This window comes from Thalassolituus sp. UBA675 (genome assembly GCF_002297765.1).
GTDB lineage: Bacteria > Pseudomonadota > Gammaproteobacteria > Pseudomonadales > Oceanobacteraceae > Thalassolituus.
The window spans coordinates 96,613-121,731 of record NZ_DBNJ01000008.1; the positions used below are offsets into that span (position 1 = coordinate 96,613).

Annotated in this window: 20 protein-coding genes; 3 read left to right on the top strand and 17 right to left on the bottom strand. The window is 52.9% G+C overall.

Annotated features, from left to right (window positions below):
- Positions 1-2: 2 nt before the first annotated feature.
- From doeA to doeB2, 3 genes are read right to left on the bottom strand one after another with little or no spacing between them, the layout of a single operon-like run.
- Positions 3-1,289: an ectoine hydrolase gene (gene doeA / locus B3007_RS03430; RefSeq protein ID WP_301377060.1), complete on the bottom strand. Its 1,287-nt coding sequence runs from the start codon at positions 1,287-1,289 to the stop codon at positions 3-5.
- Entirely contained in the window at positions 1,286-2,560 is a 1,275-nt protein-coding gene (locus B3007_RS03435; protein ID WP_301377058.1) for an aspartate aminotransferase family protein, read from the bottom strand. The genes doeA and B3007_RS03435 overlap by 4 nt, the downstream gene beginning before the upstream one ends.
- A 49-nt stretch (positions 2,561-2,609) precedes the next feature.
- Positions 2,610-3,770, bottom strand: a complete 1,161-nt coding sequence (doeB2, locus tag B3007_RS03440) for a N(2)-acetyl-L-2,4-diaminobutanoate deacetylase DoeB2 (RefSeq protein ID WP_301377056.1) — start codon at positions 3,768-3,770, stop codon at positions 2,610-2,612.
- Between the two features lie 487 nt (positions 3,771-4,257).
- On the opposite strand from doeB2, the gene B3007_RS03445 reads away from it, so the two are divergent.
- The gene (locus tag B3007_RS03445; RefSeq protein WP_301377054.1) at positions 4,258-5,556 is read left to right on the top strand and encodes a YncE family protein; all 1,299 of its coding nucleotides are present in this window, start codon (positions 4,258-4,260) and stop codon (positions 5,554-5,556) included.
- Positions 5,557-5,649: 93 nt separating this feature from the next.
- On the opposite strand, the gene bfr is transcribed toward B3007_RS03445, so the two are convergent.
- A complete protein-coding gene (gene bfr / locus B3007_RS03450) occupies positions 5,650-6,129 on the bottom strand; it encodes a bacterioferritin (protein ID WP_068435257.1) in 480 nt (159 codons plus the stop codon).
- A gap of 215 nt (positions 6,130-6,344) precedes the next feature.
- Positions 6,345-6,545, bottom strand: a complete 201-nt coding sequence (locus B3007_RS03455; protein ID WP_068435260.1) for a (2Fe-2S)-binding protein — start codon at positions 6,543-6,545, stop codon at positions 6,345-6,347.
- A 430-nt stretch (positions 6,546-6,975) separates the two neighbouring features.
- Here B3007_RS03455 and B3007_RS03460 point away from each other — a divergent pair, with 430 nt between their 5' ends.
- Positions 6,976-9,570: a putative bifunctional diguanylate cyclase/phosphodiesterase gene (locus B3007_RS03460; RefSeq protein WP_301377052.1), complete on the top strand. Its 2,595-nt coding sequence runs from the start codon at positions 6,976-6,978 to the stop codon at positions 9,568-9,570.
- A gap of 42 nt (positions 9,571-9,612) precedes the next feature.
- On the opposite strand, the gene gcvP is transcribed toward B3007_RS03460, so the two are convergent.
- The 11 genes from gcvP to bioF form a co-directional block, all read right to left on the bottom strand.
- Positions 9,613-12,528 carry an aminomethyl-transferring glycine dehydrogenase gene (gene gcvP / locus B3007_RS03465; RefSeq protein WP_068435264.1) on the bottom strand — a complete coding sequence of 972 codons (2,916 nt, stop codon included), beginning with the start codon at positions 12,526-12,528 and terminating at the stop codon, positions 9,613-9,615.
- 119 nt (positions 12,529-12,647) lie between these two features.
- Positions 12,648-13,031 (bottom strand): glycine cleavage system protein GcvH, encoded by a 384-nt coding sequence (gene gcvH, locus B3007_RS03470; RefSeq protein WP_068435266.1) that lies wholly within the window; start codon positions 13,029-13,031, stop codon positions 12,648-12,650.
- A 33-nt stretch (positions 13,032-13,064) separates the two neighbouring features.
- On the bottom strand, positions 13,065-14,144 hold the full coding sequence (gene gcvT / locus B3007_RS03475) for a glycine cleavage system aminomethyltransferase GcvT (protein ID WP_068435268.1): 1,080 nt from the start codon (positions 14,142-14,144) through the stop codon (positions 13,065-13,067).
- Positions 14,145-14,292: 148 nt separating this feature from the next.
- Positions 14,293-15,357, bottom strand: a complete 1,065-nt coding sequence (locus B3007_RS03480) for a helix-turn-helix transcriptional regulator (RefSeq protein ID WP_301377050.1) — start codon at positions 15,355-15,357, stop codon at positions 14,293-14,295.
- Positions 15,358-15,553: 196 nt separating this feature from the next.
- Positions 15,554-17,386 (bottom strand): cation:proton antiporter, encoded by a 1,833-nt coding sequence (locus B3007_RS03485; RefSeq protein WP_068435272.1) that lies wholly within the window; start codon positions 17,384-17,386, stop codon positions 15,554-15,556.
- 82 nt (positions 17,387-17,468) lie between these two features.
- On the bottom strand, positions 17,469-18,287 hold the full coding sequence (locus B3007_RS03490) for a TonB family protein (RefSeq protein WP_068435274.1): 819 nt from the start codon (positions 18,285-18,287) through the stop codon (positions 17,469-17,471).
- Positions 18,284-19,288: a cyclic nucleotide-binding domain-containing protein gene (locus tag B3007_RS03495; protein WP_068435277.1), complete on the bottom strand. Its 1,005-nt coding sequence runs from the start codon at positions 19,286-19,288 to the stop codon at positions 18,284-18,286. The genes B3007_RS03490 and B3007_RS03495 overlap by 4 nt, the downstream gene beginning before the upstream one ends.
- A 73-nt stretch (positions 19,289-19,361) precedes the next feature.
- Positions 19,362-20,060, bottom strand: a complete 699-nt coding sequence (gene bioD, locus B3007_RS03500) for a dethiobiotin synthase (protein WP_068435279.1) — start codon at positions 20,058-20,060, stop codon at positions 19,362-19,364.
- Positions 20,057-20,863 (bottom strand): methyltransferase domain-containing protein, encoded by an 807-nt coding sequence (locus tag B3007_RS03505; RefSeq protein ID WP_068435281.1) that lies wholly within the window; start codon positions 20,861-20,863, stop codon positions 20,057-20,059. The genes bioD and B3007_RS03505 overlap by 4 nt, the downstream gene beginning before the upstream one ends.
- Entirely contained in the window at positions 20,860-21,615 is a 756-nt protein-coding gene (locus B3007_RS03510; protein WP_068435283.1) for a hypothetical protein, read from the bottom strand. The genes B3007_RS03505 and B3007_RS03510 overlap by 4 nt, the downstream gene beginning before the upstream one ends.
- The gene (gene bioF / locus B3007_RS03515; protein ID WP_068435299.1) at positions 21,612-22,772 is read right to left on the bottom strand and encodes an 8-amino-7-oxononanoate synthase; all 1,161 of its coding nucleotides are present in this window, start codon (positions 22,770-22,772) and stop codon (positions 21,612-21,614) included. The genes B3007_RS03510 and bioF overlap by 4 nt, the downstream gene beginning before the upstream one ends.
- 143 nt (positions 22,773-22,915) lie before the next feature.
- On the opposite strand from bioF, the gene bioA reads away from it, so the two are divergent.
- Positions 22,916-24,214 (top strand): adenosylmethionine--8-amino-7-oxononanoate transaminase, encoded by a 1,299-nt coding sequence (gene bioA / locus B3007_RS03520; RefSeq protein WP_068435285.1) that lies wholly within the window; start codon positions 22,916-22,918, stop codon positions 24,212-24,214.
- Between the two features lie 54 nt (positions 24,215-24,268).
- Here the strand turns inward: bioA and B3007_RS03525 are convergent, their stop codons facing one another.
- Complete coding sequence (locus B3007_RS03525) at positions 24,269-24,961, bottom strand: DUF502 domain-containing protein (protein ID WP_068435287.1); 693 nt, start codon at positions 24,959-24,961, stop codon at positions 24,269-24,271.
- Between the last annotated feature and the right edge of the window lie 158 nt (positions 24,962-25,119).

The following is a 25,119-nucleotide window of genomic DNA, read 5'->3' on the forward strand; positions in this document are numbered from 1 at the left end:
CCTTAGGCTGTCGCGTCGCTTTTACTGGCTACTTCTTTGCTATTTTCACCGGTGGATGACTTACTTTTTTCTCCTTTTTTTGATCGGGCAGTACCAAGATCAATGGCTGCATTTTTGTGTGTTTCTTCAGGCTTTACAGTAAAATCCCGGTCCAGCGAGAAGAAAGATTCGCAACCGTCTTCTGTGACGTGAATGGTGTCTGAAATACCGCAGGTTTTATCGCCATCTACGCCCCACATCCACGGGATCAGGTGGAAGGTCATACCTTCTTTAAGCACAGTACCGTCACCTTGCTTCAGGCTGACGATATAGCCTTCATCCCAGCTTGGTGGGAAGGCAATACCAATTGAATAGCCTGAGCGGGTTATCAGGCGGGCCCCCACGGTATTATCTGAAATAATATTGCGCACCAGGTTATCAACGTCCGACACTGTCATGCCGGGTTGAACGATGTTGTGCACGGCATCTAGCGCCTTTTTCATGGTCTCCTGTGCCTGGTACATAGAGTCGGGCATATTACCCAGCATGACGGTACGCATCATGGCCGTGTGGTAACGGCGGTAGCAGCCACCCACTTCAAGAAATACATGCTCATCGGGCTGAATAACACGACCTTCCCAGGTCGCATGACCGATCATGGTACGGGGGCCGGACGTCACGTAAGGCATGACCGAGGGAAATTCACCACCGGCGCAGAACATGGCTGCGCTGATGGCAGCACCGACTTCATTCTCGGTGGCACCGGCATGACAGGCTTCGATACCTGCGACCATGCCGGCTTCGGTAGCGACGGCCGCTCGTTTCATGATTTCGATTTCGGCCCGTGATTTACACACCCGTCCTTCTTCAACAATGCCAAAGCAGTCGAGGAGCTTTCCATCTTTAAGTGATGTGTGAATGACATCCTGATGGTAAGCCGGGAAAAAGTAACTGTTACGCTCATAGCCAATACGCTTATTTGCGAGCCCAAATTCGCGCAATGCATCGACCAGCATCTGAATGGCATCACCCGTATCCGGGTACGGTCGTGTGACCTCCACCCAGGTTCGGGCAATAACGTTCGATTCTTCGAGTGCGCGCGTAATCATGAAAGGTTCTTTTTCGAGCGGTACTACCAGGGCCTGAAAAAAGCTGTACCCTGTGGTCTGGTAGTCCGTCAGGTACATGATATTTTCAGGGTCAGAAATAACGACGGCATCCAGGTGTCGTTCCTGAATCCGCTGGCGCAGCTCTTCGATCCGGCGCACGTACTCTTCGTGCGGGAAAGTCATATCATCACGTTCAATCATGCGGCTTTCTCCATAACGCTGCGGACAGATTCAGTCAGAATTTCCAGGCCTGCAATTAAGTCAGATTTTGGGATGGTCAGCGGTGGGATAATTTTCAGGACTTTGCCTCCCGTTCCGCAGGCCGCAATGATTAATCCTTTTTTAAAGCATTCCTGAACCACGGCAGCACTGCGCTCACCGGAACCCATGTCCAACCCGAAGATCATGCCTTTGCCACGTAATTGCAGACTTTTATCCGCGTGGAGCAGTGGCTGCAGGTATTGATCAACCAATACTGATTTATCTTTTACTTCCTTCATGAAGTCGTCATCCCGGAAATAATCGAGGGCAACCTTACCCGCAACGAAGGAGAGGTTCTGGCCTCGGAAAGTCCCTGTGTGCTCACCCGGCGACCAGTGCTTATCCAATTCAGGGTGGACAAGGTTCATCGCCATCGGCGTACCGATACCACCGACCCCTTTTGCCATGCAGACGATATCCGGCATCACGCCCAAATCATCGAAGCTGAAGTAATTACCTGTACGACCGCAGCCGACCTGAATATCGTCAATAATCAGAACCGCACCGAGCTCTTTTGCGAGGGCGGCGACACCTTTCATCCACTCTTTTCCGGCGACATTCACACCACCTTCCGCCTGAATGGTTTCCAGTAAGATGGCCGCAGGCTTGGCCATGCCGCTTGAGGTATTGAGATAACGCGCACGAAGGTGATCGAGAGCTTCAAGGCCACATCCCTGGTTACAACCACTGCAGGGAACTTCGCAGCCAAAGGCTTCGTGGCGGACGTGATTGAGTGGTACGCCAGAGGCGTTACGGAAATACTCGTTTGCTGTAGCAGCCAGCGATCCCAGCGTCATGCCGTGGAAACCCTGGCTGAAGGCCAGAATTTCGGTTCTGCCGGTGGCACGTCGGGCGATTTTCATCGCAGCTTCTACCGCATTGGTTCCGGTTGGCCCCATAAACTGTATGCGGTGCGACATATTGCGCGGCTCAAGAATCAGATCCGTGAAGGTCTGCATAAACTCAGCTTTTGCGCTGGTCTGCATGTCCAGACTATGAAGTACGCCGTCGTTTTTCATATAGTCGATCATGGCGTTAATCATGGCTTCGTTATTGTGGCCAAAATTCAGCACACCTGCGCCAGCAAAGAAGTCGATATATTCCTTGCCAGTATCATCGGTCTGGCGTGCGTTTTTAGCGGTCGTAAAAGTAACAGGGTAAACGCGGCTGTAGCCGCGCACATTTGATTCGCGCTGCTCAAAAATAGTCATGAGTCTGATCCTCTCGTTAATAAATGTTGTTATCGGAGTGGATTGGACCTCAGGGGGGAGTGCGCATCCCAGTTAAACGACAGAACCAACGACAAACATCTTCGATCAGTCGGTCGTTGAAGTCGTAATGTGGGCTATGGCATGGGTAAGGGTTACGGCGACCATCGTCGCTGCCGATCAGTGCAAATGCACCGGGAATTTCCCGTAGATAGTAGCTGAAATCTTCTGAGGCCATGACCGGCATCGGTCGGCCATGATCAAGCGCTTTGTCGCCATAAAGTTCAGTCCAGGCAGCGCGTGCTGCCTGTGCCTGTGCCGGATGATTAATAGTGGCCTGGTAGCGCCCGTGATGTGTTACCTGGCACTCAACACCATAGGCCGCTGCCGTATTTTCTGCGGTCATCGTTATCGACTGATTGATCAGTTCACGGGTTGCTTCGTCAGGCACACGGATGCTGCCAGCGATGGTCGCACTGTCAGCCAATACCGTAGGGGCGCTACCGGCGTTAAACTGGGTAATGCTGACGACGGCGTTTGCCTGGGGCGGTAAGCGGCGGCTGACCACTTGCTGCATGGCGACCACGATGGCAGAGCCGGCTAATACCACATCGTTGCAGACTTCCGGTTGACTGGCGTGTCCACCTTTCCCTGATAAATGGATATCAAACGTACCGTTACCGCACATGACCAGTTCATCAGGGCAGGCCATGGAGCCATAAGGAAATGCGGGCCAGTTGTGCCAGCCATAGATTTCGCTGACGCCTTCGAGTGCGCCCTCGCGAATCATCTCACGGGCACCATGACCGCCTTCTTCGGCGGGTTGAAATAACAGGATAACCTGACGGGATAGTTCGCTCTCGTGCAGTTTTAACCAGCGAGCTGTGGCCAACAGAACAGCGGTATGGCCGTCGTGACCACAGGCGTGCATACAGCCTGAACTGGTCGATGACCAGTCGGCGTCGGTGTCTTCATTGATGGGCAGTGCATCGATATCAGCGCGCAACGCAATGGCAGGGGTTGAACCCTGTTCATTCAGTACGGCTACCGTGCCGGTTGTTGCGCATTTTTTCCAACGTATTCCAAGGTCAGTGAGGACGGTGCGGATTTTTTCTGCTGTCGCATGCTCTTCCCAGCTTAACTCCGGGCGCTGATGCAGTTCGCGACGAATATTTTTCGCGAAGCTTAATGTCTCTTGCCAGTGGTCAGACATAAAGTCTCCTGCCTGTCATGAGAGAGCACTCTTGTACTCTGTCAGCGAATTATCGGCTGATTTTTTTCAATGCCGTAAATTCTTCACTGCAACGTGCAGGCCACTTTTTTAACTGTTTAGGGGGCTAAATTTTTTATCTTTTGAAATCTGAATTTAAAAAAATATTAGTTTTCAATCGCTTGTACTTCAGAAGCTAAAGAAGAATTAAATCAAAGCAGCGGAATCTGTTTAGGCCCCAAAACAGTTCAAACGTCTATCTGGGGCTGCTGATGTAACCTTGTGGTGCATGTGCGCAATATCGGGGCAATGTTTGAGGTGACGGGTAACAGGGGGGATTTTCATTGGTTAACGCCTCTATTCACGCCAGAGTAGACAAGGGATACGTCATATCTGGCCAACCGGTTGAAGGTCTGCAAGCGAAGGAAGTAGCATCATTGATCTGTGTGAAAACACACCATAAAAATAATGATAAATATCTGGGGTTACTATGAACTTCCGTAAAACAGGCCTGACACTGGCGTTTGCGTCAGCGGCGGCCGTATTCTCTGCACCAGCGTCGGCTGGTTGGTTCGACTGGCTCTTTCCTTCGCCTCCTGCTGAAGAGGAAGAAGAGGTCGTTGTTGATCAGCCTGACTACTCTGATGGTTTACGTCCGGCTATTTTCGTAGGTAATAACTGGGACGGTACCATCGATGTAATCGATGGCGACAACTACGAAATCCTGGGCCGCGTTAACGGGATTCCTGATTACGAAGAGCGTATGGAGGAAATCAAAGCTGACTTCTGGCGCTACACGGTATTTCTCGGTATCCGTCAGCTTATTGGTGAAGGTAACGACCAATACGTGGATGACATGTATAGCACTAACGATGGTGAGCTGCTGATCGTATCGCGTCCAAGCTTTGCTGATGTCGTCGCTCTGGATCTGGACAACGGTGAAATCGTCTGGCGTTTCGAAGTTGATGGTGTTCGCTCCGACCACATGGCGCTGTCTCCAGATGGTACTCAGGTAGCGGTATCGGCGTCTACGGGGAGTGTTGTTCATCTTTTGAATGTGTATACGGGTGAAGAAGAAGGTCGCTTCCCCACCGGCAATTCACCGCACGAAAACCTCTATTCGGATGATGGTAAGTATATTTACCACTCGAGTATTGGTTTCGTGTTTATGCCGTTTGATGGCAAGGTTCTGCGCGATACTACGCGTGGTGAGCGTAAGTTCATCGTGTACGACACAGAAGCCGAACAGATCGTTAAAGATATCGACATTAAGGCGAAGCTGGAAGAGGCTGGCCTCGGTGATCTGAGCCCGTCGATTCGCCCGATGGCACACACCAGCGATTATCGCTTCTTCTATTTCCAGTTGTCGTTCCTGCATGGCCTGGTTGAGTTTGATATGGAGACGGAAACCATCACGCGTCTGGCGGAGCTACCGAATATGGTTCCTTACCTGCCTAAGGTTTACTACGTGAATGATTCTGCGCATCACGGACTTGCGATGAGTGCAGATGATTCGGCTCTTTGTGTAGCTGGCACCATGGATGACTACGCGGCGATCGTTGACCGCGAAACGTTCGAGTACACCATTCTGGAAGGTCTGGGTAAGAAGGCCTACTGGGCAGTATCTGACCGCAGTGGTGAGAACTGTCTGATCTCCTGGAGTGAGACTGATCAGGTATCTGTTATCAACTACGCGACTCGTGAAGAGATCAAGCGCATTGATGTGGGTAACCACCCTCAGCGTATCCGTGAAGGTATGTTGAAGGCAGACTGGTTGTCTCTGTACTGATCAGTCAGCCCGGCTCCTCACGGAGCCATTCCTAACATAGAAAAGCCCCGTCAGGTGAACCTGACGGGGCTTTTTTAGTACGCGATAGACTGATCAGTCGTCGTCTTCTTCCAGCTGGGACTGCTGGTAACGCTCGATGCCGATCTTATCGATGAGGCTCAGCTGGGTTTCAAGCCAGTCGACGTGCTCTTCTTCTGATTCAAGGATCTCGTTCAGCATGTCGCGGCTGACGTAGTCTTTGACCTCTTCACAGTAAGCAATTGCATCACGCAGGTCGGGGATGGCCTTCATCTCAAGCTTTAAGTCACACTCGATCATTTCTTTGGTGTTTTCGCCGATCATGAGACGCCCCAGATCCTGAAGATTGGGCAGGCCTTCCAGGAATAGGATGCGCTCGATCAGGACATCTGCGTGTTTCATTTCATCAATTGACTCGTGGTACTCGTGATCTGCAATCTTCTTGAGTCCCCAGTCTTTGTACATGCGCGCATGCAGGAAGTACTGATTGATGGCCACCAGTTCATTGGCCAAAATTGTATTGAGGTGTTCGATAACCTTAGCGTCGCCTTTCATTGCCAGCGTCTCCCTGTGAGTGAGTATGACTCTATTCTGGATACTGATTTGGTCTTGAGTCAAACGATTAGGGAGCTTTGGGGTGAAAAAAATAAGGGACTGAAAACGATTTAGTTTTCAGTCCCTTATTTGGGCTTTCTGCTACCATGAATGAGAGGTATTCATGGCTTAATGTAGGTCGAAATAGTAACGAATCTGGTTACTCAGGCTGACTCTCAGGCAGCCGAGAAAAGGTGACTCATCTGAGCGGCAGTCTGCTTGGCTTCGTTAAAGATGGCCTTGGCATCACGAGCACATTTGCCGCACTGACTTCCGAGACCTGTGCACTCTTTCAATTGGCTCATGCGGGTAGCACCTTGCTCAGCAGCAGCAACGATGTCGCGGTCAGTCACTCCTTTGCAGATACATACGTACATTTAAGCTCACCTGAGTTGTTGTTAAGAAACTGATGCCAGTATAAATACGAATTACTATCAAACGCAAGTTTTTTAGGAGTAAAAGTGCGAATGATTTGTAACAACGAAGCTTCGATTGAAAATTTCAGATCAGGATTCGGAGAGAAGGAGAGATTTACTGACAGCAATGTCAGCCAGACGCCGCTTGCTGAGTAAAGATCAATTAAAAAACGAACAAACGTTAATAGGGTCACATTTTCTGGTGTACACTTGTTTAGAATAAGTGTTGTCAGATGTGGCTCTGATTCATTGGGCTCGCATCCGCGCTCAGGGAAGGCACTGCAAATAATAAAAATACGTTTTGGTGCGCAACAGCATGTTGATGTCGAACTTTTTCCCAAAGAATTTGCGGGCTACTGAAGAGTACGCAGACGAGAGAACTCTTTCGCTGATGAAGAGAGCGATTGCAGGAGCTTTTGTCGCATTGGGCTTCAGCATTGCCGCTCTGTCTATGGTTGCTCTCCGTACGGGTTGGCCCCACTGGGATATCGTATCTGCCCTACTGACTTTCTACCTGGTGCCTGCAGCCTACGCCTACCGTTACATTCGTACGCCGGAAGAGCGGAGGCGCCCAAGGACAGCAAGGCGCAACCTGCTCTACATGTCCATCGCTATGGTTACGCTGTGGAGTATCGTGGGCATGATTATCCTGCCCGGGCTGGATGCCGATACCCGCCTTATTGCGGTGTCTATTTTTATTGTCGTTGTGTATGCGCATTGCCTGCCGTTTGCCCTGTTTCCCTTAATCGGCATGGCGTTGATGGCTCTCAACCTGTTGCCTTTGGCTATCCAGCTGACCTTACTGAATCACGACTCAGTCATAGCCTTCGGACTGTGTGGTGTAATGTTGCTGTTCATGGAGGTGGGGGCTTTCAGCTGGCTCCATCGCAAGGACATGCTCGCATTCAAGAAAAACGAAGTCGACGGCGCTCCTGATCAGGAGCCCGATATGTCAGAGGAGGGCTTTCGTAAGCGCCTCGTCTTCTCTCTGCATGCCAACAGCACCCCCGCAGTAATGATGCAGGCGGTTGCCGCCTTCTTTATGGTCATTACCCTCAGGGTTGAAGCATACGAAAGCCTGCTCTGGTGTTGGTTGCTGGGTTATCTGTCGGTACAGACGTTGCGGACTGCGGGATTCCTGGCACATGTTGAAAACCCACAAAGGCTGCGTCTCCGGGATTGGCGTTTGCTCTTTGGTGCCGGCGTAGTTCTGAATCAGCTTGCCTGGTACAGCTTACTGATACTCTTCCATGACATCATGAGCGGTTTCAGTCTCGGTGTCGTCAGCGGTATGTTCATCGTCATTGCCGTGATCAGTACGGTGGGTATTACCAGCGATCGTCTTCTGCTCTACCTCAACAGTGCTATGTGTCTGGTGCCGCCGGTACTGATCCTGTTCTCAGGTGAAGAGGTCTGGTCGATGGTGTCTCTGGGAATGCTGGCTTCTGTTTCCTTATTGATTGTGGTTGAGAACATCCACCGGTCAGCACTGCATTCACAAAAAGGTCGTCTTCTTCAGCGCCTTACCGAATTTCGTTCCCGTGAAATGGCCGAACTGAACAATGATCTGACGGATGCACGCGAGCGTCTGACTGAGGTTAATGCGAACCTTGAGAAGCAGATCGAGGAGCGCACAGAGGAACTTAACTATCAGGCCACTCACGACATGCTGACCGGCCTCGGCAACCGTTACTATTTCTCACGTAAGGTCAGTGAAGCGCTGAAAGAGCAGAATGATGAGCAGGCAGGTTTTGCTGTGTACCTGCTTGATCTCGACCGCTTTAAAGAGGTGAACGATGGTCTTGGGCATCTTGCTGGTGACCATGTACTGCGCGTCATCGCAGCGCGTATTGCAAACGCTTGTGGCGATCAGGTGATCTGTGCTCGCTGGGGAGGTGATGAGTTTGTCATCCTGGAACGTCGTGATGTCTCTGAAGTTCAGGTTGAAGAGTTCGCTACCCAGCTGGTCGCTGAACTTCGTAAACCTATAGATCTTGATAGTGGCCCGGTGTCTCTCGGTGCCAGTGTCGGTATTGCGCTTTGCCCTGAGCACGGAACCAGTGCAGAGCAGCTCCTCGAACACGCCGATATTGCGGTCTACCGCGCGAAATCACGGAAAACGGGCGTATCTGTTTACGATGATAAGTGGGGCCATGAAGCATCCGAGCGATTGCAGCTGGTGCAGGCCCTTGGCTACGCCATTGATAACGACCAGATCGAAATTGCTATGCAGCCCTTCGTATCCGTAGAAGATGGCAGCCTGACCGGTTTCGAAGCACTGGCGCGTTGGCACGATAATGTTCGCAATGTTGCTATCAGCCCCGGAACCTTTATTCCTCTCGCAGAAGAATCCGGTTTGATGCCTGCAATGGGACGTATGATTCTTCGTAAGGCCTGCCAGACGCTTATGAAAGAGGCGCCTGAGTCTGATTTACGTGTGGCGGTGAACATTTCTGTGATGCAGCTGAGGCAGCACGATTTTGTCGACGATGTTGTGTCTACACTGGCTGAGGCCAATATGCCCGCAAGACGACTGGAGCTCGAACTGACGGAATCTGTGTTTGCTGGTGATGTACTTCAGATCCGCCAGGTTCTGAGCACTCTGCGTAATCTCGGTGTGCGCATCTCTATCGACGATTTTGGTACAGGCTATTCATCAATCAGCTACCTGCGCGATTTCCCGCTGGATACTCTGAAGATTGATCAGTCCTTCGTGGCTGGTCTTAGCAACGGTGGTGAAGGGCTCTTTTCGAGTATTGTCTCGCTGGCGCATGGTTTGAAACTGTCGGTTATTGTCGAGGGTGTTGAGAATCGCCATGACCTCGATAAAGTCCTGTCACTGGGTGGCGAAGAGATACAGGGGTATTTCTTTGCTCATCCTATTGAATCAGACAAGTTGGGTGATTGGTTGGAGAAGCACAGTTCCCGCCCGTTCTCTATGAAACGGCGCCATCTGTCGGTTGCTGTAGATAATCACTCTGGATAATAAAAAAGCCCGCGTACGCGGGCTTTTTTATATCACCGGAACTCAGTCTTCGTAGTTCTCAATCGCAGGGCAAGAGCAGATCAGGTTGCGGTCACCGTATACGTCATCGATACGGCCTACCGTTGGCCAGAACTTATGAGCACCCAGCTCCTTCACAGGGAAAGCAGCGAGCTCCCGTGAGTAAGGGCGCTCCCACTCTCCGGTCACGACTGCCGCGGTATGTGGTGCGTTCTTCAGCGGGTTGTTCTCGGCATCCAGAACGCCGTTCTGCACGGCATCAATTTCAGCTTTGATTGCGATCATAGCGTCAGCGAAGCGATCTATCTCGGCTTTGCTTTCAGATTCCGTAGGTTCGATCATAAAGGTACCCGCTACTGGGAACGACATGGTCGGTGCGTGGAATCCGTAGTCCATCAGACGCTTGGCGATATCCACTTCGGTGATGCCGGTTTCTGCCTTAATCGGGCGCAGATCGACGATACACTCGTGGGCAACACGACCGTTCAGGCCTGAGTACAGAATCGGGTAGTGCGCAGAAAGGCGCTTCGCCAGATAGTTAGCTTTCAGTAGAGCGTTCTGTGTTGCTGTACGCAGGCCTGAACCACCCATCAGGGTGATGTACATCCAGCTGATGGTGAGAATACTGGCAGAGCCATACGGTGCTGCAGAGACTGCACCGTTGCCTTTAGATGCGTCATCAATCGGGCGTACCGCGTGGTTCGCCACGAACGGTGCCAGGTGGGCGGCAACACCAATCGGGCCCATGCCCGGACCACCACCACCGTGCGGGATAGCGAAGGTCTTGTGCAGGTTCATGTGGGAAACGTCTGCACCGATAAAAGCTGGCTGAGTCACACCCACCTGAGCATTCAGGTTAGCGCCGTCCATATACACCTGACCGCCGTGCTGGTGGATCAGGTCGCAGATTTCTTTCACGCCTTTCTCGTACACACCATGTGTCGAAGGGTAGGTCAGCATCAGACACGACAGCTGATCAGACAGCTCTTCCGCTTTCTTCTTCAGGTCGTCGAAATCTACGTTGCCCTGTTCATCACACTCAGTAACAACCACCCGCATCGACGCCATCTGTGCCGATGCCGGGTTAGTACCGTGCGCCGAACGCGGGATCAGACAGACATTACGGTGACCTTCGCCGCGGCTTTCGTGGTATTTCTTGATCGCCAGCAGGCCCGCGTATTCACCCTGTGCACCTGAGTTAGGCTGCATACAGATGGCATCGAAGCCAGTGATATCACGCAGGTAGCCATCCAGTTCAGAAACCAGTTGCTCGTAGCCGGGGGTCTGTTCCTTCGGTGCAAACGGATGGATGTTTGAGAACTCAGGCCAGGTCACCGGGATCATCTCGGTGGTGGCATTCAGCTTCATGGTGCAGGAGCCGAGCGTAATCATCGAGTGATTCATCGCCAGGTCTTTGCTTTCGAGACGCTTCATATAGCGCAGCATCTCGTGTTCGGTGTGGTATTTGTTGAACGTCGGGTGCTCCAGGAAGCTGGTCAGGCGTTGCAGACCTGCGGGCACGCTGTCTGAGCCAGCTTTGACCACGACCTCGTCGAGGTCGTAAACATCAAGTCCGTGGTCAGCGCCGAGGAAAATATCAAAGAGTTCGGCGACATCGCTTGCCGTGGTCTTTTCTCCCAGTGTCACACCCAAGGTGTCATTACCCAAACCGAGTGCTTTATCATCACGGAGATTGACTTCCCGGTCTGTAGCGCGCTTCAGAACATCTTCACGATTGCTGACCTTAAGCGTTAGGGTATCGAACCAGGTTGTGTTGAGAAGTTCGACGTTTTTGCTCTTCAGGCCTGCTGCCAGAATATCGGTCAGTCGATGAATGCGGTTGGCGATGGTCTTCAGACCAGTCGGGCCGTGATATACCGCGTAAAATGAACTGAGGTTTGCGAGCAGCACCTGTGCAGTACAGATGTTGGAGTTCGCCTTTTCACGGCGGATGTGCTGCTCACGGGTTTGCAGAGCCATGCGCAGCGCCTGATTGCCCTGAGCGTCGATAGATACACCGATAATACGGCCCGGAATAGAACGCTTGTAGGCATCCCGGGTCGCAAAGAAAGCAGCGTGTGGTCCGCCAAAGCCCATGGGAACACCAAAGTGCTGAGCGTTACCGAGAACGATGTCCGCACCCATTTCGCCAGGGGCTTTGATCTTGATGAGAGCCATCAGGTCGCTGGCAACCGCGGCCAGAGCGTTCTTTTCATGCAGGGCGCTGATGACATCTGTGAAATCAGTGATTTCCCCCTGACGACCCGGGTACTGGAATAGTGCGCCGAAGACGTCATGGTCTGCCGCTTTCTCAGCAGGGCCAACGATGATGTCCCAGCCGAAGGCTTCTGCGCGAGTACGGACAACGTCGATGGTTTGTGGCAGGCACAGCTCATCAACATAGAAGGTGTTTGATTTGTTCTTGCGGACTGAACGTTTCGCCATGGCCATGGCTTCAGCGGCGGCGGTGCCCTCGTCAAGAAGAGAGGCGTTTGCCAGTTCCATGCCGGTGAAGTCGATGATCATCTGCTGGAAGTTAAGCAGTGCTTCCAGGCGACCTTGAGCGATTTCTGGCTGATACGGAGTGTAAGCCGTGTACCAGCCTGGGTTTTCCAGGACATTGCGCAGGATGACCGGAGGCATGATCACATCGTGATAACCAAGTCCGATATAGCTTTTGAATACTTTATTCTGTGCAGCGACAGACTTCAGGCGGGCCAGAGCCTCGGCTTCGGGGGTGGCTTCTCCGAAGGACAGGAATGCATCGCGCAGAATGTCAGCGGGGACAATTTCGCTGGTTAGTGACTCAAGAGAGTCGGCACCAACGGCAGCCAGCATGTCTGCCTCTTCACGCAGGTCATAGCCTGCACCGTCCGAGGCAATATGGCGACTGACAAAGTTATCGCGCTGTTCCAGTTGTCTGAGAGAAGGAGTACTCATGATTGAACCTGAATGTAAAAGTATCGGCTATATGGGCTGGTGCCCACGCTATATAAGAAGGTAAAACGACAACGCAGAGGAGGCCTCTGCGTTGTTTTAAGCGGGGTCAGAGTAACGTATTACTCACACGCTGCAGCGTAACCGTCCGCATCAAGAAGCTTGTCCAGATCTGCAGCATCCGCCAGCTCCATTTTGAAGAACCAGGCGTCGCCGTATGGGTCTTCGTTTACTTTTTCTGGAGCGTCAGCAAGATCGTCGTTCACAGCGATGATTTTACCGGCCAGAGGAGCGTAGATGTCCGACGCAGCCTTTACTGACTCAACCACGGCAATGTCCTGATCTGCGGTAACTTCGCTGTCTACTTCAGGCAGCTCTACGAAGACGACATCGCCCAGCTGATCCTGAGCAAAGTCGGTGATACCAACAGTGACTGTGCCATCGCTTTCAAGGCGGATCCATTCGTGGGAGGCAACGTATTTCAGATCTGCAGGGATGTTGCTCATGGGGTTTCTCCAGTTAAAAATTTACGATTTATCTCAAAATTGTTTTTGGCCGTTGCGCACGAACGGGAGCTTGATCACACGAACGTCCGTCAGTTTGCCACGCAGGTCTACCTGAGCGGTGTCGCCGGTTGCTGCCGGTACCCGCGCAATTGCAATGGAATACTGTAAGGTTGGCGAAAAAGTGCCGGAAGTAACTTCACCTTCACCGGCGCCTTCCACGACGACTTTCTGGTGAGAACGCATCACGCCACGGGTTTCCAGAACCAGACCCACCTGTTTCATGGCAATACCGGCTGCTTTTTCAGCTTCCAGTGCAGCCCGACCAATAAAGTCGCGACCGGCAGGTTCCCAGGCAACGGTCCAGCCCATACCGGCAATCAGTGGGCTCACAGATTCATCCATATCGTTGCCGTACAGGTTCATCCCCGCTTCAAGGCGGAGGGTGTCGCGGGCACCCAGGCCGCAGGGTTGGACGCCAGCTTCACTCAACTGCTGCCAGAAATCGGCGGCGTCTTCTTTCGGGATCATAATCTCAAGGCCGTCTTCGCCGGTGTAACCTGTGCGGGCATAAAACCAGCCGTGCTGTGGCAGACCCTGGAAGATCTTGAGACCATCGATAAGCTCGGCGGCTTCCGGACGTACCTTCTGAACCATGCCCAGTGCCTCAGGCCCCTGAACAGCGACCATCGCCATTTCAGGGCGTTCGGTGAGGCTGATATCAAAGCCTTTGGTATGGGCCGTCATCCACTCGAGATCTTTCTCACGGGTGGCACAATTGACGACGGTGCGAAACCATCCGTCCATGCGATATACGATCAGGTCGTCGATCACACCGCCGTCGTTGTTCAGCATGCCGGTATAGAGTGCTTTGCCGGTTTCTTTCAGTTTGTCGACATCGTTGGCGAGCAGCTTCTGCAGATAGGCTTTGGCGTCGGGCCCGCGAACGTCGACGATTGTCATGTGCGAAACGTCGAACATGCCAGCGGCTTCGCGCACTGCGTTGTGCTCCTGAATCTGGGAGCCGTAGTGGATGGGCATATCCCAGCCGCCGAAGTCTACGATTTTGCCGCCAGCCTCTAGATGGCAATCATACAAAGGGGTTTTTTTACCCATGTCAGATCCTGATACGTTTGGACGCTCAACGTCCTGAGTTCGGTTGACGACAGAGGTCAACGAAAAGGCGGCAATTATAGCGCTTTAAGAGGCGTGGTTCACACAAAAATGCGATTACGGCACGGGAGCGCCGTAATCCGGGGAGGTATCAGCTGGCGTTGGTGCGATTATCCGGAACAGGCATACCCTGCTTGGCATGGGTAGGCGAGAAGCCGCACCACTTTTTATACGCCTTAGAGAAGTTGGCAACGCTTGAGTAGCCCAGTAATTCAGCGACCTGGCTGACGTTGTACATGCGACGGCTGAGCCAGAAGCTGGCCTGCACCAGGCGCATGTCAGCAAGGAGCTGCTGATAATGGGTTCCTGCTTCCTGAAGGCGACGTTTGCAGGTTCGTTCAGTCAGTCCGAGTTTCTGTGACAACTCATTCAGCGTCGGCGGGTTGGCAAGATCGTTGCGTAACAGGTTTGACGCTTTCTGCGCGACCAGATGCGCTGGGCGAAGTGCGCCCTGCGGCTGAAAATTGGCCGTACGGATAATGAGTGCCTGAGTCAGGAACTGCGAAGGCAGGCGTACCGCGAAGTAAGGAGCACCGAAGGTCACCTTCATTGGCGCGTACTTGGCAAATTCTTCAACGTGCTCAGGCTCAGAATACGGCAGAAATACGGAAAGCTGATCCGTAAGCCCCTGGAGCAGGTTGCTACCAACCGTATAACCGAAGGCAAGCAACAGCTCTGAAAGTTCAGGAGAAGGAACCCGGGTTGGGTCCTGCTTCCAGAAGAACTCGCAGTGACTGACCTGGCCATCATCAAGAATGTGGAGGTCGAACGGTCGCTCTGTAGTACTGATCTGAGCACACATTGACTGGAACAGTTCTAACAGGTTGCCGGCGGTGACCTGGTTCTGCATCGCCATGATCTGACCGTACTCAAGGTAAACTTCGGGCAGCTTTGATGAGAGCTCGCTGTCACTCAGAGTCTTGAGAACCTGAAGAAGGGCGGGTGTACTGCTCTGGAGTCCTTCTCCAGCAGCAGAGAGTTTTGGGGCTGACTTACGCAATTCCTTCTGAGGCATCAACCTGCGCAGGGTCTGTAGAGTCTCTGCGTGCGGTTTTAACGAATACATCTGGAGATTATCTACTACTTTGTTATTAGTGGTGAGTAGCGCCAGAGTGCGCGCAGGTGTCCCATGACACAATGTCATTTTACGCAACATGGTCTCTCTAAAATGGCGCAATATAACTTTTGGTGGTGATGAGGTCAGAAACGACGCGGCTTACCAATATCCTTGTCAGTAAGCATTTAGATTTATAATTGATGGTAAAAAATGCGCCAATGTTGATATTAGGCCCATAATGGCTGTGCTTGGCATTTCAGGCCGGGGCATGATGTGGCCCCTCTGGCAAGAGTGATTAAGTCGTGCGTGAAGCCCCTTGATCATTGGCAGCAACCAGTGCCGGTGTGAAGAGACTGATCACTTTCCAGCCATTTTTAGGCTCAAAATTACTACCAATTTTGCTTGTTAAAACCTTGCCTTCTGGTGTGATTGCGAATAAAGGAATGGCATCTTTGCCGTTTTGCTGTTGAAAATCATTCCAGGTAAATTCGCTGCTCAGTCGGGTGGAATGCAGCTCGGCCCCCTGCGCCAACATGCTGGAAAATTTGCTGTACGTCAGGTCTTTGCTGAACAGATACTGGCCACGGTGCTCTTCACCATCGATATGCATTTCGGACAGTCGCGCATCGACCGATGTGCGCAGTGCATAAATGTTGTGCTGGCCAAATTCATTGCCAAAACGCATCCCTGCAACTGTGTTTATACTGCGCTCCGGTGATAGACCAAGGAGTTTTCCGAGACCAACCAGATCAAGACGCTGCTCTGCGTATTCAGAAACGGGGTTCCCGTAAAAGGTGCGCAGCCCGTCCATGCGTGCCGCACGGATGTTGTCCCAGTTTGAATCCGTGAGAAGCACATCCACTTTGTTCTTTTTAAGTTCCAGTGCAATGGTTCGGGCGATGTTATTTGCCCCAACGATCAGGAAACCGTTGGGTGGTGGCTCGGCAACTCCCAGCCAGCGGGCCATCATGCGCGAGGTAGCACTCTGAAGAACAACCGTGCCAAAAATCACGGAGAAAGTAAGTGGGACGAGTATGGCGGCTTCCGTTTCCCCGGACTGCTCAAGCTTGATGGCGAAGAGAGCGGAAACGGCAGCAGCAACAATACCTCGTGGAGCAATCCAGGACAGCAGAGATTTCTCTTGCCAGCTGAGTGTACTGCCGATGGCTGAAACCCACACAGACAAAGGTCTCGCGACGAACTGCATAATGGCGAGCAGTGCAAACGGCATCCAGCCCAGTGCGATCAGGTCATCGAGTGTCAGGCGAGCGGCCAGAATAATGAAAAGTCCTGAAATCAGTAGAACCGTCAGGTGCTCTTTAAAGTTAAGAATTTCGCCAATGCGGATATCCTTTTGATTTGCCAGCCACATCCCCATCAGCGTGACTGCAAGCAGACCCGATTCGTGAGCAAGCATATTGGCAACGCTGAAGCTCAGAAACACCATAGTAAGGGTGGCCATGTTCTCCAAGTACTCCGGAACCCATCGACGTTTCAGAATAAAACCGAGAATCCAACCCGCAGCGAGGCCGAGTACCGTGCCAGAAGCGATAATTTCAACAAACGCAAGCATCCCGCTTACAGCGCCCTGAGCCTGACCCTGAGCCACGATGAATTCGTATACGACGACCACAAGCAGTGCACCAAGCGGGTCGATCAGGATGCCTTCCCAGCGCAGAATGTTACCAACGTCTGCGTTTGGGCGAACGGTTCTGAGCATGGGTACGATGACGGTCGGGCCGGTGACTACGGTGAGGGCACCAAAGAGGATACTGAGCTCCCAGCTCAGTCCGAACAGGTAATGGGTCGCGATGGCGACGACCGCCCAGGTGATCCCCGCACCTACGGTAATCAACCGCTGTACGACGCCTTTTTGTGAGCGTATTTCTTTCAGGTCGAGGGTGAGACTGCCTTCAAAGAGAATGATCGCGACCGCCAGAGATATCAGCGGAAACAGCAGGTCCCCGAAGAGTGCGTCTGGATTGAACTGTTGAGTCACAGGCCCAATCAGTAAACCGGAGGCCAGTAGAAACAGAATCGCTGGTAACTTTACGCGCCAGGCTAACCACTGACTGGCGAACGAAATCAGACCAATAAACGCAAACGCAATGATGCCACTATCGAACACGGTGTTTCCTTTATATGAAGCGGTGAGAGCGCTTGATTGTAGCGGCGCGCTCTAACCCTGTACAACGCTTATACGTCGTGGCTTAGTCGGTCAGACGTAGGGTGGGGCGGAACAGGTAAGGCTGTGGCAGGTCTGAAGGCACGGCGGGAACTGGGCTGGTGGCCAGAATTGCGCGGCGGGCCCACTCATCGGTTGCTGAATCACCACTGCTGACAATCACGTCAACGGCGGTGATAACGGCTCCGTACTTAATAGTGACCTGTAAGCGGACGTCTCCCTGGATACCCGCCGGATGCGCGGGCAATTTCTGGTTCAGGTGAGCCATGAGGCGCTCATAGTACTTCTGCTCGACCGGATCGCTGAAGCGTTGATCGTCGCCGGCAAACCGGGCTTGTTCAGATGCCGTTGATGAGGTGATGTTGGCAGCAGGTTGTTCTATAGTCCGCACTTGAGAGTCTGGTTTTATTGAATCTGGTGTTGGCGAAGACTTTACCGAGGGAATTGGTTCCGGAGCATCAGGCTTTTGAGTGATTTCAGAGCTGGCCGTTGTGGTGATTGTGTCTGGTGTAGCGGGTGCCTGAGGCTTCACAGGCTTTTGGGTGGCCAGAGGCTCTGTGGCAGTTTCTGGTTCTCTGGCAGGTTCTGGCGTTTCGGCAGGCGCAGGTTCTGGAGGTGTCGATATGGGCTGACTGGGCGTCGATAGCTCACCACGTTGCTCATTTTTGTTTGCGCGTTCAGGGACTTCCGTTCTCAAGGTAGCGAGTATAACCCGAGTGGTTTTTTCGTCTGTTTCCAATCCAAGGTCTGGTAGAAGGATAAGGTGCAGCCCCAGCGACAAAGTGAGCGCCAGCCAGAATCGACGTCGCGCCCAGAGTGACTTCGCTGAGTGTCGGCCCCTCATGCCAGTACGCGAGCGTCGAATCCAGCTTCTGAGAGTATGTACGCTGCTGCTTCAGCGCGCCCACCACCTGTTGTTACGTAGATAAAATCACGCTCCAGCGACTTCAGTGCTTCCCGAAGCTTAGATAGAGGGACATTACGAGCGCGCAACACAGGTGCTGCGCTTGCTTCCTGTGTATGCCTTACATCGAGGATGATTACTCCGGTGTCTGCTTCATCAATCAGGGTCTCGAGTTCGTTTTCACGGATATAACTCAACACTGGCTTTTTCAGTAGGGGGTCAAAGTCTTCTTTTGAGAGTCGAGCGAGTGTTCCGGCCGACGTCATAGTCACGCTGGCATTGCGCGGTAATTCACTCACCAGCGCATCTTCACCGAAAAGATCGCCGGGGCCAAGGGCGGCAAGCGTTTCTTCTGCCTGCTCTGCTTTGCGTGTGACCAGTGCACCGCCTGTTTTGATTACGTAGCAATGTTCACCAATTTCACCTTCACGGATAACGACGTCTCCAAGTGATGCGGGGAGTTCTTCAAAGCGCGAAAGTAGCTTCTGGATATTCGCGGGTGGAATCCGGGTAAAAAGATCTGAGGTGATCAGTCTTTCGAGCCAGTCGCTTTCTTCATCGTGTTGGCTACGGCTTTCTGACTGGCGGAATTCAGACCAGGTTGAAATCAGTTCAAGATACGCACGCTTTACCGATACCAGCTGGCAAGGCGTTCGGGTAATGCCGGTGTAGCGATGCACGACATGTGTGTTATCCAATGCCATGAAGTTTTCATCGCTGTCGGCATCGACACCATTGATATTGAAATCATCGTCGGCGAGGTCGATACCGCCGCTGAGCAGGAAGTGGCATTCGTCGTCAGACTGGCCGCGTTTAAACAGAATTTTTCTCGCGGGAAGCGTGTGCTCGCGGAAGTGAGGCGTCAGTTCTTCAATGATGTCTTCGGACCATTCATCGAAGGGGATGAAATGCTGCAGTCTTTTACTGAGCGGCGTTTCCATGAAATCTCTGTCGATTGTCTCTTTGATATTCTGAAACTATAGCAAGCTGCCGTAACTTCGTCACTGTAACCGGTCAATCCGGCCAGTGCAGACGGTCCGACACCTGTTTCAGTGAGTCCTCATCGAAAGGATCAATACCTCGAATGTGGGGTATGGTTCCCAGATGCTGTATACCGCGCTGGTGGAACCATTGTGTCAGATAGCGCAGATTTTCCTGCTGGGCTTCCATATCCGGATCGACAGAATTAGCGACCCATCCTGCAACCACTAATCCGCGTTGACGAATCGCCTCAACGGTCAGGCAGGCGTGATTGATGCAGCCGAGCTTAAGACCGATGACCAGTATCACCGGCAGGTTCTGGCTGGCAGCAAAGTCGGCCAATGTCTCGGTGTCGTTGAGGGGAACGAGCCAGCCTCCGGCGCCTTCGATCAACTGCAGTTCGGCGGTCTGTGTTAAGCCGTTCTCGCACGCTGCGATCAGTGAGTGGCAATTCAGGCTCAGGCCCGCTTCTTTTGCAGCAATATGAGGCGCAATGGCTGGCTCCAGCGTGATCGGGTTGTGGACCTCATACGCGAGGTTGCCTGACGAGTATTTCTGATGAAGAAGCGCATCCCGATTTCTGAGCCCGTTGTCTGTCTGGTCAGAGCCTGAAGCAATTGGCTTCAGACCGAAGCTGGTGTGTCCGTCGAGAACAGCTCGCTGCAGAAGTGCTGCGCTGATCAGTGTTTTGCCAGCGTCTGTATCGGTACCTGTCAGAAAATAGCGCTTCATGGTTTTGGCTCTGTAGGGTGTTCTGGGTGTGCCGCGGCATAGATCCAGAGCACTTCGTAGCTCAGTGGATAGGCGGTTTGCCCCATGTGTTGGGTAGTCGGATAGTGCCTGCTCAGTGCCTCAATGGCTGCGCGGCCGCCCAGGCCAGTCCGGCGGCCTGCGTTCACATTGGTCGCGCCTATGGCTTTCAGGCTGCGTAGCAAGTCAGGCACGGAATCGTAGTATTCGGTCAGGCAGTCCTGCTCAAAGACAATGTCTGTGAAACCAGCCTGCGTTAACGCATGGTTCAGACGTTCGGGAGCTTCGAATTCATTCACATGAGGGTGATCATCAATCGCTCTCCAGGCCTGCTGTAGCTCTTTCTGAGTGCCCGGGAGTAAGGTTGCTATGGCAATACGGCTCCCCGGTTTCAGTACTCGTCGCCATTCTTTGAGTGTTTTATCCGGTGCTTCGCTCCATTGCAGCATCAGGCTGGAGATCAGGCCGTCTGCCGAGCAGTCGGGTAGAGGAAGGTCGTCCGCATCGGCGAGCAGCAGGTCAGTCTGAGGATCTGTGTGATTGGCGGCGGCTTCTAACATGCCTTCGGCGAGGTCGATTCCGGTAACCTGATTGGCACCTTTTAAGCGCAGGTGCGGCAGGGCGACGCCGGTACCACAACCGATATCGAGCCAGTGTCCTGACAGTGTGGGCAGTTGATTGAGCAACGCCGTGACAGCGCGCTGCTGAATGCTGGCGGCGTGATCATAACTCTGAGCGGCACGACTGAAATGCTGCGCGACCTGACGTTTATCGCGGCGCGTCATGGCATTTCCTCTGGTTTGGCTGATTCATGCTGTAGCTGCTCTGCCAGCTGATGCAGCCTTTCCAGTAAGTGATGCTTACCTTCTGTCGTAAGAAAGAAGGCATGGCTCTCTCCCGGGCTGAGTTCAACAGGGGGCATCTGAGAAGGCTTCAGCGCGTCTGCGTGACCGTACAAATGCAGGCTGCGGGGTGAGGGGGGAAGAACTTCGTACCTTAGCCATTCAAGTGTGCGGTTAAGCTCGCTCTGTACGAGGTGTTGGCTGCTCTTTAACTGCTTGATCAGGGAACGTGCTTCAGAGCTGCCCTGCGCACACAAGCCGGTGAAGCGTTTCAGTGTTGTCTCTGCGTTCGATGTTAAAGACTGAGAAAATGCTTCAAAGTCTTCTCTCAGCATACCCTTGCCGGTCTCATCTGAAAGAAAGCGCTTGCCTGTTGCCAGGGTGACAAGGAACTGACTTTTAGTATCTGCTATGCCACCGAAGGCTGCGGCTGCAAGTGCGCCGCCCAATGACCAGCCTATCCAGATGGCAGATGAGCCTTCGGGGTTGTCTGTACAGGGTGCGGTCGCCGCAAGTTGTGATGCTGCAGCTTCGAAGCTGCAATCATTACTGAGGTAGTCGGCTCCCCAGTGATGCCCGGGCAGTGAGTCGAAGAAGGGCGCGAAAACGTCAGCGCGGAAGCTCCAGCCGGGGAGCCAGAGCCAGTTCAGGTCGCTGCCTTGAATAGACTGGAGCTTTTGCCAGAGCGGTGTCATGACTCATCACCTGCAAATGCTGATTCAAGCGACGTGAGCAGAGTCTCGATATCCTCGGTTGTATGAGCAGCGGTGAGGGTGACACGCAGGCGGGCTTCTCCCTGCGGAACGGTAGGTGGCCGTATCGCGGAGATCCAGATGCCCTGATTTTTAAGTCGGTCACTGATGCGCAGAGCCCTGTCGCTGGCGCCAGTCAGCAGTGGCTGCACCGGGCTTTCTGAGGCCATCAGTGGCAGTCCCCGTGCTTTGGCGCCACTGCGGAACTGCTCGATACGATCGGTCAGAGCCTCGCGCAGCTTGTTGTCTTTCGCCCGCTCAAGATTCCCGAGCATTGCCTGAGCAACGGCTGGTGGCATTGCTGTGGTGTAGATATAGGAGCGCGAGAACTGAATCAGATACTCAATGAGCTCTTCACTACCGGCGACAAAGGCTCCGTATCCTCCTAGCGCCTTACCCAGAGTGCCTATGTACACCGGCAGGACATCCTGTGAGAGGTTGAAGTGCTCTCTGACTCCCTGACCATGCTGCCCGAGAACACCGATGCCGTGCGCATCATCAATCATCAGTAAAGCGTTGTGGTGCCGGCTGAGTTCCGCGAGTCTGGCAACGTCTGCGAGATCGCCATCCATACTGAAAATACTGTCGCTGACGACCAGACAATCACCGGTAGCAGCTTCAAGCAGCTCGTTCAGTTGTTGATAGTCGCAGTGGCGGTAACGGGTCATTTTAGCGCGACTGAGCTGAGCGCCGTCGAGCAGCGAGGCGTGGTTCAGTTTGTCCTGCAGTATCAGGTCACCCCGCTGAGCCAGCGCACTGATGACACCAACGTTGGCCATATAACCTGTGGAGAAGAGTAAGGCTCTTGGGTAACCAGAAAACTCCGCAAGTGCGTCTTCGAGATCATGATGAGCACGCGTGTGGCCGCAAACGAGGTGGGACGCGCCACTGCCAAATTGCCATTCCTGAGCAGCGCGGGCGAGGTCTTCGCCGCCAGTATTGGCCAGGCCAAGATAGTCGTTGCTGCAGAAATTCAGCAATTGAGAACTTCCACATGTCACGTGTGTGCTTTGCGGAGATTGCAGCGTCTGCCGTTGGCGCAACAGGTGTGTCTCTTTTCTTTGCTGAAGAGCAGACGCAAAACGGTCTTGCCAACTCATAGATAACTCCGCCAGTAAGTGCCCGTATCTTATTCCGTCGTGATCAGTGGTCAACTGCGGATCAGTAGTCTGGTTTACAGGTGGCATAAAACTGCGTCATCCTAAGGCCTGACGGGAGTACAGCCAGAATCTCAGGAGAACACATGACCTCTCATTTCATACAACCCGACCTTAATTATGACCGTGAGCATGTCTGGCATCCGTACAGTTCAATGACTGATCCTGGGTATACCTGGCCGGTGGTCAGTGCTTCAGGGGTGCGACTGAAACTTCAGGACGGTCGGGAATTGATTGATGGCATGTCGAGCTGGTGGTGCACGGTTCATGGCTACAATCATCCGGTATTAAATGCGGCGCTGAACGAACAGGCTGAACGGATGAGTCATGTCATGTTCGGCGGTCTTACGCATGGACCGGCGATTGAGCTGGCACGGCGCCTTGTCGCTCTGACGCCCGACGGACTGGAAAAAGTGTTTATTGCGGACTCCGGCTCGGTGTCGGTCGAGATCGCGATTAAAATGGCCATTCAGTACCAGCATGCACGGGGTGAAACGACAAGAACCCGCTTGCTGGCACTGGAGCGCGGTTACCATGGCGACACGCTCGGAGCCATGTCTGTCTGTGATCCCAAGCGGGGAATGCATCACCTCTTCAGCGGTATTCTGCCCGAGCAGTTTTTCGTTCCTGCGCCTCAGACGCGGTTTGAAGAAGAATGGAACCCTGATGACATTGCGCCTTTGAGAGAATCTCTCGAAAAGAATCATAAGAGCATTGCGGCCCTGATTCTTGAACCCGTTGTTCAGGGGGCAGGGGGCATGCGCTTCTATCACCCAGAGTATCTGCGTCAGGCACGCGCCCTATGTGATGAGTTTGGTGTTCTGCTGATCGCTGATGAGATCGCAACGGGCTTTGGACGATCCGGTAAGCTGTTTGCCTGTGAATATGCAGGTATCAGCCCTGACATTATGTGCGTCGGCAAGGCCATTACCGGTGGGTACATGACGCTCGCGGCGACACTGGCGACTACCGAAGTCGCAGAGACCATCAGTCGTGGTGAGGCCGGCTGCTTTATGCATGGGCCAACCTTCATGGCTAATCCGTTGGCGTGCCGTGTTGCCTGTGCCAGTCTTGATCTGCTGATGGAGAACAACTGGAAAGAGCAGGTATCAGGAATTGAGCAGGGACTTAAGACGGGTCTGAGTCGAGCCTCTGAGCTGAATGGTGTCGCGGACGTGCGGGTATTGGGCGCCATCGGCGTAATTGAACTGAAAGATCCGGTCGATGTGAAGCGACTTCAGCCTGCCTGTGTCGATCGTGGTATCTGGGTGCGGCCCTTCGCACACAACTTCTATGTTATGCCGCCATACATCATGCGTGACGGCGATCTTGCTTTCCTGACCAGTAACATGGTTGGCGCACTGGCCCAGACTCTGGGCGAATAACTGGACCAGGGCCAGAAGGTAAGCCTTAGATTTGATTATCCTGGCGCCCCTGGTTCAGACATTGCCTGTCTGGGGGTGTTCTTTTTGTGGTTCAGCTTGATCGTCGGCAGCTGGGGCGTTTTCAGCTGCAGTATTATGGTCATCGTGATGACGATGACGCGCCTGGCTTTGTGAAATACCCGCCGTTACTGCAAAGCGCATGGCATCTTCGACTGACCAGTCAACGTACGTAAGACGGTCTTCCGGTAGAAACAGCGTATATCCACCCACCATATAGCTCATCGGCAGATAAACGGGCAGCAGATTATCGGCATGGACACTTTCTGATACTTGTTCTGGGACGTGATCTGCGGTCACGAAGCCTACAAGCTGACCAATCCCAGGCATTTCGACCAGAACCACCTTTTGTGCTTTTGGCTTGTCGCCGTCAAACATGGCCGCGAAATCTTTAACTGCGCCGTACAGGGTTTTTACCAACGGCAATCGCAGAAATGCGTCTTCTACATACTGATAGACCCAGTTGATTGGATTCAACTGGAAAGCCAGACCCACCGCAAGCAGAGTCACGAGCATAACCACGACACCCATGCCAGGGAAAAGAACCAGATTAGGGTGAAGTAATTCTAATGCACGGATACCGAGGTCATTGAGTGAGGTCAGTGCTGACCATAACAACCAGACGGTTACCAGCAGTGGCAGAAGCACCATGGAACCTTTGATGAAGGGCTTAAACAATAACTGTTTCATTATCAGCGGCACATTCCTTGGGGAGTCAGAGGAGTGTAAAACGTCTAACCCCGCATTGTCCCTATGTTTCCGGCGACTCTGGCGAATTTTCAGCAGAAACATGAATGTTATCTTTCCCAACACTTCTGACAGGCCATAGCAGCCCTAAGAACTTAAGT

What these genes read in the sequence shown, in the direction of transcription:
- doeA (WP_301377060.1), bottom strand. Translation starts at nt 1,289, where the DNA reads ATGATTGAACGTGATGATATGACTTTCCCGCACGAAGAGTACGTGCGC.
- B3007_RS03435 (WP_301377058.1), bottom strand. Translation starts at nt 2,560, where the DNA reads ATGACTATTTTTGAGCAGCGCGAATCAAATGTGCGCGGCTACAGCCGC.
- doeB2 (WP_301377056.1), bottom strand. Translation starts at nt 3,770, where the DNA reads ATGTCTGACCACTGGCAAGAGACATTAAGCTTCGCGAAAAATATTCGT.
- B3007_RS03445 (WP_301377054.1), top strand. Translation starts at nt 4,258, where the DNA reads ATGAACTTCCGTAAAACAGGCCTGACACTGGCGTTTGCGTCAGCGGCG.
- bfr (WP_068435257.1), bottom strand. Translation starts at nt 6,129, where the DNA reads ATGAAAGGCGACGCTAAGGTTATCGAACACCTCAATACAATTTTGGCC.
- B3007_RS03455 (WP_068435260.1), bottom strand. Translation starts at nt 6,545, where the DNA reads ATGTACGTATGTATCTGCAAAGGAGTGACTGACCGCGACATCGTTGCT.
- B3007_RS03460 (WP_301377052.1), top strand. Translation starts at nt 6,976, where the DNA reads ATGAAGAGAGCGATTGCAGGAGCTTTTGTCGCATTGGGCTTCAGCATT.
- gcvP (WP_068435264.1), bottom strand. Translation starts at nt 12,528, where the DNA reads ATGAGTACTCCTTCTCTCAGACAACTGGAACAGCGCGATAACTTTGTC.
- gcvH (WP_068435266.1), bottom strand. Translation starts at nt 13,031, where the DNA reads ATGAGCAACATCCCTGCAGATCTGAAATACGTTGCCTCCCACGAATGG.
- gcvT (WP_068435268.1), bottom strand. Translation starts at nt 14,144, where the DNA reads ATGGGTAAAAAAACCCCTTTGTATGATTGCCATCTAGAGGCTGGCGGC.
- B3007_RS03480 (WP_301377050.1), bottom strand. Translation starts at nt 15,357, where the DNA reads ATGTTGCGTAAAATGACATTGTGTCATGGGACACCTGCGCGCACTCTG.
- B3007_RS03490 (WP_068435274.1), bottom strand. Translation starts at nt 18,287, where the DNA reads ATGAGGGGCCGACACTCAGCGAAGTCACTCTGGGCGCGACGTCGATTC.
- B3007_RS03495 (WP_068435277.1), bottom strand. Translation starts at nt 19,288, where the DNA reads ATGGAAACGCCGCTCAGTAAAAGACTGCAGCATTTCATCCCCTTCGAT.
- bioD (WP_068435279.1), bottom strand. Translation starts at nt 20,060, where the DNA reads ATGAAGCGCTATTTTCTGACAGGTACCGATACAGACGCTGGCAAAACA.
- B3007_RS03505 (WP_068435281.1), bottom strand. Translation starts at nt 20,863, where the DNA reads ATGACGCGCCGCGATAAACGTCAGGTCGCGCAGCATTTCAGTCGTGCC.
- B3007_RS03510 (WP_068435283.1), bottom strand. Translation starts at nt 21,615, where the DNA reads ATGACACCGCTCTGGCAAAAGCTCCAGTCTATTCAAGGCAGCGACCTG.
- bioF (WP_068435299.1), bottom strand. Translation starts at nt 22,772, where the DNA reads ATGAGTTGGCAAGACCGTTTTGCGTCTGCTCTTCAGCAAAGAAAAGAG.
- bioA (WP_068435285.1), top strand. Translation starts at nt 22,916, where the DNA reads ATGACCTCTCATTTCATACAACCCGACCTTAATTATGACCGTGAGCAT.
- B3007_RS03525 (WP_068435287.1), bottom strand. Translation starts at nt 24,961, where the DNA reads ATGAAACAGTTATTGTTTAAGCCCTTCATCAAAGGTTCCATGGTGCTT.